Source organism: Paraburkholderia sp. WC7.3g, from assembly GCF_050436345.1.
In the GTDB taxonomy this organism is placed as follows: domain Bacteria; phylum Pseudomonadota; class Gammaproteobacteria; order Burkholderiales; family Burkholderiaceae; genus Paraburkholderia; species Paraburkholderia podalyriae.
The window spans coordinates 370,223-383,049 of the sequence record NZ_JBNDMA010000004.1 but is presented as its reverse complement, the minus strand read 5'-3'; the positions used below and the strand labels follow the sequence as shown (position 1 = coordinate 383,049).

Below are 12,827 nucleotides of genomic sequence, written 5' to 3'. Positions count from 1 at the left end.
GCTTCGTCTCCCGTCACAGCGCCGGCCATCATCCGATCACTGGTTGCCCTGGCTCTGCTTCATGATTTCCTGCGCAGAGAAATTGATGCCGCAAGTCGGAAACGAGTTGCCGACGAAGAAGTTATCCGAGTCGTTCGGGAAATAGTTGACGTTCGCCTTCAGCTTCGAATCGTCGGTGACGTCGAGCGGCAGTTTGATCGCGACCGGGATCGTCTGGCCGTCCAGCGCAGCGAGCGCCGTCTTGATCGCCACGGCCACCTGCGCGGGACCGGTGCCCGCCGACGTGCACTTCAGGCCCTCGCTCCCATACTGCGCGCAGAACTTGCGAAAACCGTTCTCGGTCTCGCCGCCGAAAGGCACGAACGGATGTTTCGCATCGATCATCGCGCGCACGACGCCCGTGTCGCCGCCTTGCGCCGAAATTCCATCGAAATGACCCTGCACGGCAATTGCGTCGGCGACGGCCTTTTGCGCCACCCCGTCGTCCCACTTGCCGTAGACCTGGACGACGTTCCACTTCTTGCCGGTGTCGTCCAACGTTTTCAGGAAACCATTGTGCCGGTCCGTGTCGACCGACGTGCCCGCCACCCCGCGAACCTCGAGCACCTTGCCTCCGCTCGGCAGGTGGCCCGCGAGCCACTTGGCCCACAGCACGCCGAGACCATACTGGTCGACGTTGACGTTGATCGCGTCATCGCTGTCGAGCGTGTTGTCGAAAGCGATCAGCACGACGCCGGCTTTCTTCGCGCGGCGGATCGCTGGGCCGAATGAGGAGGGATTCTGCGCGTCCACGATGACCGCGTCATAGCCGGCATCGATGAAGTTGTTGACGGCCGAGATCTGCGCCGGAACGTCCTCGCCGGTCGAGACGACCTTGAATTCCTTGAGCTTGGCGGCGACGGCCGGTTGCGCCGTGTAGGCCTTGGCCGTCTTGATCATCTGGATACGCCAGGTGTTCGCGATATAGCCGTTCACGAGCGCGATCCGGTAGGGCCCGTTCTTCTTCGGATACTTGATGAACTTCGTGTCGCTCCTCCACGGGACCAGGCAGGTGGGATCGCTGGACGGCCCGGAAACGATCGAAACCTGCGCGAAAGCCGCGCTTGCGCACAGCGCCAATGCAGCGCTCGCCGCCGCTCGAAGCACGTGGATTCCTGAAAGCATGTTGCCTCCTTTTCGTTCGATTGGACGTACCGACTGCCGGCGCACATGGCTGGTCGTGGATGGCCGGCACGGTGTGCGTGACGCACGGAACCTTGCGGAGTTGCTATAGCGGGACTGGATCGGACTTGCAGAAGGACCTTTTCAACGGCGCCTCCTCGAAGCGAAAAGAAGGACTGCGTATACGCGTTCCCGTCTGACAGTACTGGCATACCAATCCGCGCGCGATAGTGGTTTACCAGTGAGCCCGGCGCACCGGGCGACCGGGCTGAAAGCCTTGCTGGATAAAGACTCCGCTGCCGTGAACGGATGCGGCGTTGCACGGCGATTGGTGTACCATTTTGACGAGGTTCAGCCGTCGCCCGGCGGCTTCGACCATTTCGAGAGTCCCAGATGGCCGATCTTTCGCACACGTCAACCGGCCGAGCCGCCGACGCGGACACGGCCGACCGTTCGTATGTCGGGCTCGCGAACCGGATCTACGACCTGATCGCGGCAGGCGACATCGGGCCTCGCGCCCGCCTGCCTTCCGAACGCACGCTAGCCGAGCGATTTGGCGTCAGCCGCACGCAGGTTAGGGAGGCGATCATCGCACTCGAAGTGCAGGGAGTGGTCGAGGTCCGTATCGGCTCGGGCATCTATGTGGCTGAAGCATCGCAGGCGCGCTCGGCCATGTTCAAACTGCCGCGCGGGCTGGGTCCGATCGAGACGCTGCGTGCACGGGCGGTGATCGAAAGCGGGATTGCGGCGCTCGCCGCGACGGAACGCAAAGATTCGGACCTCGACCGACTCTTCGCCGCATTACGCGCGATGCGCGAAAACATCGACGACAAGGCCGCGAACGAGGCGGCCGACCGCGAGTTCCATCTGGCGATTGCACGGGCGACGGGAAACGAAATGCTCCGGCTCGTGGTGGCCGCGATGTGGGACAACTCCCGCGCCGACCCGTTGTGGACAAAGATCGAGGAGCACTTCCATACGCCCGCGTTGCGGGCGGCTTCACAGGATGACCATCAGCGCATCTTTTCCGCCATCATGGCGCGCGATGCGGCCAGTGCGCGCGCGTCGATGCAGGCGCATCTCGCGCGCGTAATCGGTGAATTCACGCAGGCCTGGCGTTAGCCCGAACGCCGAGTCCTGATCTCTGGTCAATGCGGCACGTTGACGACCCCGTGCTCCGCACTGATCGCATTGCTGCCAGGGTTCGCAACGATAGGCGGCAGGTTCGACACGCTCAACATCGGCGCGGCACCTGGATTGCCGCCGCGCGGTGTCGTGCGAATCACCTGCGACGGCGGCAGCGGCGTGCCGTTCTTCAGATGGCTCCACATCAGATTGAGCGCCTGGAGGTTGTAGTAGTGGACCGGCACGAAGCGGGTGTCGAAGCCAGGGAAACCCAGAAACGCGTCGAAATGCTGTCCATTCATCACCTCGTAAAGCGACAACCGGCTGTGCGAGCCTTCCCGCACGCTATTCGCGGCAAGATACGCGCGCGAAGCGTGATTGATCGGCACCAATGCATCGCTGCGGCCCTGGACGATGATCGTGGGCTTGCCATGCAGGATCGCATTCACACTGATCGCATCGACGCTCGCCAGCATGCGCGGGTTTTTGCCGGTCCACAGCGCACGCGCGCATGCCGCGCCGGCGAAGCTCGCGTCGGGTGTCGCGAGCCGATGGTCCGCGCCTGCCGGCGGCGTAACGTTGTAGACAAGGCTGATGCCGTTGGTTGGCGGTACCCCGTTGCCGAGGCCAAAGATGGTCGGCATGGGCGAGACCGCCGGCGCAACGCCCGCCGCACCCGTCGCCGGGTTCGTCGTGCCGAAGCTGAAGCCGCACAGATTGTCGACGACGCTCGCCCTCGTGTACGCGTTCGCGTAAGTGACGGCGACCGCCGGCACCGCTTGCGAATCCCACATCGGTGCTTGCAGCAGGTCCGAATCCGCTTCATAGCCGGCCTGATGCAGCCGAGCGAGGGCGTCATTGGCCTGCGTTTGCGTGTCGCTGCCATGGACATATCCGGCCGCCGCTAGCGACGCGCAGCGGGCCTGGCGGATCGCATTGGTCGTCGCGACCGGCAGCGCGGTCAGATATGGAGCGCCGGCGGCCGCGTCCGCCAGCGCGGCGCACGGTTCGAGCAGATTCGCGAGCGTCATGTAGTCGGCCAGCGGTTTGCCGGCCGCGGCGATACGCTGCCCGCCCTCGATCACCCGCGCATTGCCTGGCATCCGCACGTTGATCTGCGGCTCGCCGACCACCACCGCCGTGATCCACCCTTTCGTGTCCTGTTCGGCGGCCGCGAGCGACGCGCCGCCGCCATTACTCACGGATGCCGCGATGGTGGTGATACTGCCAGGATGGTAGTGCACGCGCTGATGCGACGCGTCGACGCGCGGCGTGAACTGCTGGTTCAGCACCCAGTACGCAAACTGGATGGCTTCCAGGGTGTCCTTGCCCCAGTCCTGTTCCGGATTCTGTTGTGAATGCGCGTGCTTGAACGCATAGCGGTTCGGAAACTTCTGGTTGTACGTGGTCAGCATGGTTGCGGCCACGTTGGCGGTGAAGAGACTGGCTTGCCCGGCGGTGGCGGCGTCAGCGAGGCGGCCATCGATCAGCGTGACGAGGCCGCTCATCAGTTCGTGCGCGCCGTTGCCGGTGCCCTTGTCGGTATAGGCGACCGCGCAGCCGCGCTTGAGGCCCCATTCGCCGGCCGCCGAAATTGCGCCGTAGACACCGCGCGAGCCCGACGACGTCGCGGTGACGATGCACGGATTCGCCGGGTTGAAGCTTGCCGGCACCTGAACGAGAAGGCTGACATTTTGCCGACCCCTGCCGTCGTCGGCGTAGGCCAGATATTCGGTGCCGGCGATTTTTCCTTCGCCCAGGGTGTCGTTTCCATCCAGATCGACGTTGGGCCCCCAGAAGCGGCCGTAGCCGCCGGGCGCGGTCATGTCGACGAGCGCGCGGTAGTTCGACCAGATTGCAAGTCTGCGCAATTCCGCTGCCGTTGGGCTGGCGGCGTTCGCAACGGCCGGCCCCGTGGGGCTGGCGAGTCCGGTTTTTCCGAGCCCGGCTGTCAGCAGATCGTCGCTGACGCCGTCGTAGCTGGTGGTTGAGAGACTGCTTGCCACGACGAACGATGGCAGCGTATTCGACTCGCCGTGGCCGTCCCTGTCGTGATCGGTGGCGTGCGCGGCGCATACGAACGTCGCGCATGCCGTTGCGATTGCCAATGCTGTCGCGGTACGCAGCCGTAGCGTTCTGATTCGGCTTGCGATCGGGAAGTCTGTCATTTGTGTCTCCTTGTTTGTTGTTCAAATAAGAGATGCACATCGCACTTTGAGAATCGCTGTGCCTCGATGAATCACAGCATCGTGGACATTAGGACAATCGGGGCCGACATGCCAGCAGAGTTCACCCGGAGATAACCGGGAAAACTGGCGCTCGGCCATGTTGTCGGGCATGCGCGTTCGTGTCGTGCAGTCTTTGGGCTAGGTTATGTCGGCTTGCGGACCAGCGCGAGAAAGTCGGCCGCGCTTCGCGCATCTGTGTGTCCTGAATGCCGCGTTTGCCTTGCCATCGTGTGGCGCCCGTCATCACCGCGATGCCAGGCAGCATCACGCCTGTGTTGGGGTTCGGTGGCTTCAGTCACGCGCAGGTGACATCGTCAGCCGAGCGGCTCGCCAATGTCATTCACGAGGTGAGCTCGATAGTCGGCGCGCACGATCGTCCGTGACGATCGATCCGGATGTCCTAAGCCCCAGGACGATGCTTACGAGACTTGCAAGCGTCACCAAAGCGGCCAGAATGGCAGCGTGATGGAGTCCTTCGGCCAGATCGTCGAACTCGGGTCGCACCAGCGCACCGAACAACCCCACGCCGAGCACGCCGCCAATCTGACGAGCGGTGTTCAACACGCCCGATGCAATGCCCATCCACGACGGGTCCACGTGCGTCAGCACGGCCGTGTTGATCGATGGCACCGCAAGCGCCACGCCGACGCCGACCATCAGCAACGGCAACGCCACGGCCAGCGCGCTGCTATCCACACGCACGAACGCAAGCGAAAGATAGCCGAGCGCGGCCAGTGCCTGGCCGACAACCATCGGCAGGCGATAACCGAAACGCGCCGTCAGCGAGCCCGATGCGACGTTCGCGACGGTCACCACTGCCGTCATAGGCAGGAACGCGAGGCCGGTTTCGAGCGGCGTATCGTGACGCGCGCTCTGGAAAAACAGACTCATCGCGAACATCAGTCCGTAGTAGCCGAAATTCAGCGACAGCCCCGTTAGCGCGCTGACGTTCACCGCGGCATGGCGGAACAGCGCGAGCGGCAACACCGGCTCCGCATGCCTTGCCTCGACCATCACGAACAGTCCGCCTGCAACGACCGCGACGGCTAGTCCCGCCAATACGGTCATGCCGGTCCAGCCCCGCCTGCCGCTTTCGACGACCGCATACGTCAGCCCGACCAACGCAATGACGGCAAGCGTCTGGCCGGCCAGATCGATGCGACGCGCCGCGTGCCCCTTCGTGTCAGGCGCATGAGCGACGGTCAGCCAGATGCCTGCGACACCGATCGGCACGTTGATCAGAAAAATTGCCGGCCAGCCGAAGCGGTCGACGAGCACACCACCGACGAGCGGACCCGCACCCAGCGCGAGCGCCGCCGTGCCCGCCCAGATGCTGACGGCCTTCGCCCGCGCCTGCGGGTCCGGAAACGCCGCACCGAGCAGCGCCAGTGACGACGGCACGCACAGCGCCGCGCCAATGCCCTGCAACCCGCGCGCCGCGATCAGCATCGCCGCGCCAGCCGACAGCCCGCACCCCACCGATGCGCAGGTGAACACCGCGAACCCGGCGGCGAAGATGCGGCGTGCGCCGAACCGGTCGGCCAACGCGCCAGCGGACAGCAGGAAACTGGCGAACGCCAGTGTGTAGGCGTTGACGACCCATTCCAGCGCCGTCGAATCGAGGTTCAGACTATCGCGCATTCGTGCAAGCGCGACGTTCACCACCGTGACGTCGAGACAGATGAGGACGAAACCGAGGCTCGTCGCAAGCAAGGCAAGGCGCGATGATCGGGTCGGGAAGCTGAGCTGTTTGCGCATGATGTCCGTGCATGAAGTCGGGCGCTGCGGACCGGGAGGGGCCGCAAGCGTCGTGTATGCGGACTGTATTCCCGCAGCGAAGATTGATAAATGCACGGTGAATGGCAACAGAACCAATTATTATTGAGGAATGGACCTCCTCAAAGCGATGACCGTGTTTGTGCGCGTAGTCGAAAGCGGCAGCCTGACGGCGGCGGCGGTGGCGTGCGACCTGTCGCCGACGATGGTCGGCAATCACCTTCAGGCGCTGGAAACGCGGCTTGGCGCGCGACTGATCCATCGCACGACACGCAAGCAGCAAATCAGCGCGTTCGGTCAGGCCTACTATGAAAGATGCGTCGAGATCCTTGGGCTGGTCGACGATTCCGAACGCCTCGCGCTCGATCATCTCGCGACGCCACGCGGACGCCTGCGTGTGACGGCGCCCGTCGTCTTCAGCAACGAATGCCTGATTCCGGTGATTGGGGATTACTGCGAGCGCTACCCCGAAGTGAAGCTCGATATCGTCGCCACCGACGCGCTGTCGGACCTGCTCGACGACGGCTTCGAGGCGGCGGTTCGCATCGGCGCGCTGGGCAATCCGGATCTCGTCGCGCGGCGTCTGAAGCCGTACCGTCTCGTGTTGTGCGCGTCACGCGCGTATCTGACAACGCACGGCACGCCGTCGTCGCCCGACGCGCTGCTGTCCCACCAGTGCCTGACGTACGCGTATCCGCCGCGCTCGGAATGGCACACGGCGCAGCCGGAATGGATGCTGCACGGTCCGGACGGACGCGTGAGCGTGCCCGTCGATGGCCGGCTGAGGATCGACAATTCGGAAGCGCTGCGACGGGCGGTGCTGCGCGGTCTGGGCATCGCAATGCTGCCCGAGATTCTGGTCGGCGCGGATCTGCGATCCAGGCGGCTGATCGAAGTGCTGCCGGAGTTCGCCGCGCCTGAGCGGCCGCTGAATCTACTGTATCTGCGTGAGCGACAGACGTCGCCGAAGCTTCGGAGCTTTATCGAATTTATGATCGAGCGCTTCGGCGCGGACGATACGCAAGTCGATTGACGTGAGTCGATCGACTTTCGAGGCCTTCATTCAAACACCGGCTTTCCTGAAGCGTCCTTGACCTTCGTCTTCCACTGCGTGCGGATTTCCGACACGACCGACTCCGGCAGCGAGATGTAGTCGAGATCGCTGGCAGCCTGCCCGCCGTTCTTGAATGCCCAGTCGAAGAACTTCAGCGTTGCCGCGCCTTGCGTTGGTTTGTCTTGCGTCGAATGCAGCAGCACGAAGGTCGCGCCGACGACCGGCCATGCATCCTTGCCCGGCTCGTTCGTCAGAATCTGGTAGAACGACGTCTTCCAGTCCGCGCCGGCCGCGGCCGCCTTGAAGGTTTCGGTATTGGGCACCACCACGGCACCGGCCGCATTCTTCAGGCTGGTGTAGATCATGTTGTTTTGCTTCGCATACGCCCACTCGACGTAACCGATCGCGCCCGGCAGGCGTTGCACGAACGCGGCAACGCCGTCATTGCCCTTGCCGCCCGTACCGGTCGGCCAGTTCACGCTTGTGCCTTCACCGATCTTCGACTTCCACTCCGGGTTCACCTTCGACAGAAAGTTGGTCCAGATGAAGCTCGTGCCCGAACCGTCGGCACGGCGCACCACCGCGATGTCCGAATCCGGCAACTTGATGTTCGGATTCAGCGCGGCGATCGCCGGATCATTCCATTTCTTGATCTTGCTCAGATAGATGTCGCCGAGCACGGCACCCGATAGAACCAGTTGACCCGGCTTCAAGCCCGGCAGGTTCACGACCGGAACCACGCCGCCGACCACGGTCGGGAATTGGAACAGACCAGTCTTCGCCAGTTCATCGTCCTTCATCGGCGCGTCGGAGCCTGCGAAATCGACGGTCTTCGCGATGATTTGCTTGATGCCGCCCGCTGAACCGATGCCTTGGTAGTTGACCTTGCCGCCACCCGCCTTATGGTAGGCGTCAGCCCACTTGTTATAGATCGGGGCTGCAAAAGTGCTGCCCGCGCCGGTGATGTCGACGGTTTGCGCCTGCGCGGCCGCGAGGGGTAGAGCAACGGCAAGAACTGCAATTCCTCGTTTGAACAGCATGGTTTGCCTCCACGTGATTGATTGACCAAATCAATTGTTGTAGCAAGCTACGGGCCGCGATCCCTCTGCTGCGCATACCGCAGGCCCGTCGAGCCTTGCCATCGGCTCGGACGTCTAAACTTAGGCGGTTCGAATGACATTTCGTTGACAACTGCGGCGCGACGCTCAGGCAGTCTGATTGCGGCGTCAGTTCTGCACTGAGGTCGGCTGTGTCAAGTTGACGGTTGGTATCTCACGGACAGGCTTCGGCTTCCGCATAGTACCGGTTCGGCGCGGGAAACACTCCCGTCATGACTTCGATCAGAAAGGGGCCGTCATACTGACTAGCTTCGCTCAACACGTCATCAAGCTCGTCGATGCGCTCAACCGCGCGCGCGGCCACACCGATCGATGATGCAAAAGCCGACCAGCTATGACAGGGCAATTTGGTGAACTGCTCTGAAATCGAACCACTCCTGATAGCGTCGATATGGATTGCGCCATGCGCGGCGTTGTTCAGAACCACATAGATCACCTTGACTCGGTATCGAGCCGCGGTCTGAATCTCCATGCCGTGCATCATCATGCAGCCATCGCCGGTCACCACGACACACGGGCGTTCGGGGGCCGCAAGCTTGACGCCGATTCCGGCTGCGATGGCCCAGCCCATCGGGGCGAGCGAGCTCGACGAAAAGTAGTTGCCCTTACCTGACGACAGCCAGTAATGGGCCATGAAGATGCGGTGGGCTCCGGAATCCACTACGACGTTGCTGTCCTTCGGCAGCATCCGGCACAAGTGCTTGACTACGTCTCCAGGATATAGCGCTTCGTCACCGCTGGAAACTCGCGCTCCTGACTGCTCGAACTGGTGGTCGTACAGGGGGGTCTCGTTGATTTCGGCAATCCACCCCCTTCTTCTTTGCAGTGCTTGCCGCAGCCCGGGAGGGTTGTCCGCGGCTTTCTGAGCCAGCAACCGGAAGCTCGCGGAAATTCCGGAGAAGATTCCTTGACGCGAAATGTGCCCCATCGCCGGGGAATCGAAGCTGTCATCAAAGATGAACAGTTCCTTCCCCCCTGTCAGCCTCCTGCTCCAGTTCATGCTGTCTCGCTGGTTCAGGTCGCTACCGAACACGACTAGTGCATCAAGTTCGTCGGAGTTGATCACCCGCGCAGCGCGCGAATGACTTGAAAATCCGTACACGCCTAGTGCAAGGGCATGTTGCTCGGGAAATGCACCCTTTCCCGATAGTGTCGTTGCAACCGGAATGTGAAAGCCTTCGGCAACCTCGAGAAGAAGCCTGGCAGTTTCCGCATCATTGCCGCGACTTCCGACCAGAAACGCGACTCTCTTCGACTGAAACAGATACTGGTCGCACAGCGCATCCAGAGCGGCGCGGTTCGCAGGTACTTCGCATGCGTTAAATTCGCGGTGAGCGTAGGGTTGCCGTGCCACGTCGTGACCAGACAGGACATCCTGCTTTTGAACGTCTACGGGAATACTGATGAATGACTGCGCTCGACGCATCCAGTTCAACCCTTCGGTCGCACGACGCATCTCGGCCTGGGTATTTTCCTTGTTCTTGAGCTCGACGATATCCGTCACCAGACTTCTGACCACGCCGCTTTCAAAAATGCCTCCTGGCGTGGCATCCTGGAACGCCCCTTTGCCTTCCGCGTGCGACGAGATCCCGCCGGCAATATAGAGCATCGGAATCCGGTCTGCGTGAGCGGCCGCCATGCCGGGAACGAAATTCATCGTGCCTGGGCCGGATATTCCCGCGCAAACGCCGAATTTCCGGCTGGCGCGGGCATAGCCATCGGCCATGAAAGCACTGCCAGTCTCATGAGCGCCTACGATTCCGCGAATCGAGGGGGAGTTGTCGATTGCGTCCAGCAGCGGATAGATCAGTTTTCCCGGGACCAGGAACACATGGCCTATTCCGGCGGACTCCAACGACTTCACAACCATTGTCGAGACATTGAGCGGAGCGTTTGATCCCATAGTTTTGGTTACGATCTCACGAGATATCGTTAATCGAATCTCACCGCTGCGCATCAGCACGTCGCGCGCTGCCTGTCGGAGCGGCGCGAGACGAGGTCGGCGATGGCCAGTGCGCGGAGACGGCGAGACGACATTCAAGGCGCTGCACATCGAGTGCAGTCCTGCATCACGCTATTTCCTCGAACCCGCTTGACCGGCGGGCCCGGGTGTCTCCGTCCACCATCACACGACCTGGCTGCACTGTTGATCATCCACGCTGCCTCCGTGCCTGAGGCAGTCGCCGCGGCGCATTGATAACCATCCGGCGCTCGCGTATCGCGGATCTTCGCCCGCTCAATTCCTGCGGGGCTGGCACGCGCCGACGGTTTGAATCGACGTCATCCAGCACCCGGAACCGTTCAGAATGTCTGCCAGTCCGTCTCAGTCGCGGCGGCGACGACTACCGGACCTTCTGAAGAGGGGACTGGCCTCCTCGCAACCTTTGCCGGTGCTACAGCAGAGGACGGGGCGCGTTTCAGGGCCGCCGTCCGTTGCGGTACTGCCGCTTGCGTCGTCGCTCGCGATGAAGCAGCCTTCTCGCCATCGACCTTGAAAAATGCGACCGTCTTGCGCAGGCTTTCCGCTTGCTGGGCCATTGTCTGAGCTGCGGCCGACGCCTCTTCGACAAGCGCAGCGTTTTGCTGCGTAACCTGGTCCATCTGGTTGACCGCCTGATTGACCTGTTCGATACCGGTGCTTTGCTCGCTGGATGCCGACGAGATCTCGCCCACGATGTCGGTCACGCGCTTCACTGACTGCACGATTTCCTTGATCGCACCGCCCGCTTCTTCGACGAGCATCGAGCCTGTCTCCACCCGGCTGACAGAGTCCGAGATCAATTCCTTGATTTCCTTCGCGGCAGTCGCACTGCGCTGCGCTAGCGTGCGGACTTCACCCGCCACGACAGCGAAGCCCCGCCCCTGTTCTCCCGCGCGGGCCGCTTCGACCGCTGCGTTCAGCGCGAGGATGTTGGTCTGGAAGGCAATGCCTTCGATGACGCCGATAATCTCGGACATCGTGGCCGAGCTGGTGGAGATGTCGCGCATTGTCTCGACCACGCGCCCGACGATGTCGCCGCCACGTTGCGCGACGCCCGAGGCGGTACCCGCGAGCGTGGCAGCCTGGGTTGCATTGTCCGTGTTGTGGCGGACCGCCGCAGTCAGCTCTTCCATGCTGGAAGCGGTTTCTTCGAGCGACGCCGCCTGTTGCTCCGTGCGGCTCGACAGATCCAGATTGCCTTGTGCGATCTGCGCGCTCGCAGTCGCGACACCTTCGGCGTTCTCGCGCACCTCTGATACGACCTGCACCAGCGCGTCGCACATGGCTTTCAGCGACGCCATCAGGCTGTTCGTGTCGCCGGGACGCAGGGCGATACTGATGTTCAGGTCGCCGGCCGCCACGCTTCTGGCCACAGCAGCAGCGGTCGCCGGCTCCGTACCCAGTTGCCGCGTTACGCTACGCATCATCCCTATGCCGATGCCCACGCCGATCGACACGGACATCGCCACGAAGACCAGCATCAGATTTCGACCTTCCTCGTACACGGCATCGTTCGATTCGGCTGTCTGTTGCGCGTCGCCCTGTTTCAGGGCAACCAGATTGCCCATCAGCACGAGAGTCTTGAAGCCTTTGTGGTGGTACTCGCCCAGCATGTATTCGGTCAGACTGTCCCGATCCCCGATCGCCGCCGCATTGATCTTGCCTTTCATTTCATTGAAGGCCTGGATGTAGTCCTGCCAACCCTGATCGAGCTCGGAGAAGGTAGCCTTGCCTTTGTCGGTATAGACGAGCGGCTCCGCCTGATTGAGGTGCTCACGTGCCGAGGCAAGCGCCTTGTCAGCCTGATCCAGCGAGCCGGCCCGCTTTTCGGCCGTCGTGGCCAGAACCGCGTTGCGCAGATAGGTGCCGACTCGCAGTACGTCGGCGTTCGCCTGCTGTATCAGGTTGAGCCCGACAAGGTCCTGTCGATACGTCTTGTCCGCGTTCGCACTGATCTCCGCCATGTTGTGCAGGCCGATCCCGCTGACAACTGCGCTGATGATCGAAACCAGGATGAAAGCACTGATCAGCTTGGCGCCGAGTTTCATATTGCCGAAATTCATAGTTCGCTTTGTTGAGAATGTAAGAACCGAACAGATAAGCAGGTTCGTTAACGCTGTGGCGCCCGCCGTCAGTCGGCAACGCAAGCCACATTTCCTGAAGCGTTTGACGCATCGAAGCAGCACGCTGTTTGCAACATCCGGCCCTGCCAACGCTAAACGCAGTACTGCACGTAACTGGTTATCGGCAACGCGGCCTGTTTCTTCAGATGAATTGCGGGGTCATCGGAAGATTTTTTATAGTGCGTGCTGGCCGCACTCAATTGGTGCGAGGTGCGCGCAAACGTAACATGCACGTCCTATATCTTTAGCTCAATATAATAT

Annotated in this window: 8 protein-coding genes; 2 read left to right on the top strand and 6 right to left on the bottom strand. The window is 62.2% G+C overall.

The window, feature by feature from the left end:
- Positions 1–36: 36 nt before the first annotated feature.
- Positions 37–1,164, bottom strand: a complete 1,128-nt coding sequence (locus OKW43_RS35095) for a sugar ABC transporter substrate-binding protein (protein ID WP_429452991.1) — start codon at positions 1,162–1,164, stop codon at positions 37–39.
- 390 nt (positions 1,165–1,554) lie between these two features.
- Between OKW43_RS35095 and OKW43_RS35090 the strand changes: the two genes are divergently transcribed.
- Positions 1,555–2,283, top strand: a complete 729-nt coding sequence (locus tag OKW43_RS35090) for a FadR/GntR family transcriptional regulator (protein ID WP_429452989.1) — start codon at positions 1,555–1,557, stop codon at positions 2,281–2,283.
- 26 nt (positions 2,284–2,309) lie between these two features.
- Here OKW43_RS35090 and OKW43_RS35085 read toward each other — a convergent pair whose 3' ends face one another.
- Positions 2,310–4,454, bottom strand: a complete 2,145-nt coding sequence (locus OKW43_RS35085) for a D-(-)-3-hydroxybutyrate oligomer hydrolase (protein ID WP_429452987.1) — start codon at positions 4,452–4,454, stop codon at positions 2,310–2,312.
- A 396-nt stretch (positions 4,455–4,850) separates the two neighbouring features.
- Positions 4,851–6,272: an MFS transporter gene (locus OKW43_RS35080; protein WP_429452985.1), complete on the bottom strand. Its 1,422-nt coding sequence runs from the start codon at positions 6,270–6,272 to the stop codon at positions 4,851–4,853.
- 130 nt (positions 6,273–6,402) lie between these two features.
- Here OKW43_RS35080 and OKW43_RS35075 point away from each other — a divergent pair, with 130 nt between their 5' ends.
- A complete protein-coding gene (locus OKW43_RS35075) occupies positions 6,403–7,323 on the top strand; it encodes a LysR family transcriptional regulator (RefSeq protein ID WP_187633722.1) in 921 nt (306 codons plus the stop codon).
- Between the two features lie 26 nt (positions 7,324–7,349).
- Here OKW43_RS35075 and pstS read toward each other — a convergent pair whose 3' ends face one another.
- From pstS to OKW43_RS35060, 3 genes are all read right to left on the bottom strand, one after another.
- Positions 7,350–8,384 carry a phosphate ABC transporter substrate-binding protein PstS gene (gene pstS / locus OKW43_RS35070; protein WP_187633723.1) on the bottom strand — a complete coding sequence of 345 codons (1,035 nt, stop codon included), beginning with the start codon at positions 8,382–8,384 and terminating at the stop codon, positions 7,350–7,352.
- 232 nt (positions 8,385–8,616) lie between these two features.
- On the bottom strand, positions 8,617–10,515 hold the full coding sequence (locus OKW43_RS35065) for a thiamine pyrophosphate-binding protein (RefSeq protein ID WP_429452982.1): 1,899 nt from the start codon (positions 10,513–10,515) through the stop codon (positions 8,617–8,619).
- A gap of 248 nt (positions 10,516–10,763) precedes the next feature.
- Positions 10,764–12,506, bottom strand: coding sequence for a methyl-accepting chemotaxis protein (locus OKW43_RS35060; protein WP_429454721.1), 1,743 nt, complete (start codon positions 12,504–12,506; stop codon positions 10,764–10,766).
- Between the last annotated feature and the right edge of the window lie 321 nt (positions 12,507–12,827).

Excerpts from the sequence above, each read along its gene's own strand:
- OKW43_RS35095 (WP_429452991.1), bottom strand. The coding sequence starts at position 1,164 with ATGCTTTCAGGAATCCACGTGCTTCGAGCGGCGGCGAGCGCTGCATTG.
- OKW43_RS35090 (WP_429452989.1), top strand. The coding sequence starts at position 1,555 with ATGGCCGATCTTTCGCACACGTCAACCGGCCGAGCCGCCGACGCGGAC.
- OKW43_RS35085 (WP_429452987.1), bottom strand. The coding sequence starts at position 4,454 with ATGACAGACTTCCCGATCGCAAGCCGAATCAGAACGCTACGGCTGCGT.
- OKW43_RS35080 (WP_429452985.1), bottom strand. The coding sequence starts at position 6,272 with ATGCGCAAACAGCTCAGCTTCCCGACCCGATCATCGCGCCTTGCCTTG.
- OKW43_RS35075 (WP_187633722.1), top strand. The coding sequence starts at position 6,403 with ATGGACCTCCTCAAAGCGATGACCGTGTTTGTGCGCGTAGTCGAAAGC.
- pstS (WP_187633723.1), bottom strand. The coding sequence starts at position 8,384 with ATGCTGTTCAAACGAGGAATTGCAGTTCTTGCCGTTGCTCTACCCCTC.
- OKW43_RS35065 (WP_429452982.1), bottom strand. The coding sequence starts at position 10,515 with ATGTGCAGCGCCTTGAATGTCGTCTCGCCGTCTCCGCGCACTGGCCAT.
- OKW43_RS35060 (WP_429454721.1), bottom strand. The coding sequence starts at position 12,506 with ATGAATTTCGGCAATATGAAACTCGGCGCCAAGCTGATCAGTGCTTTC.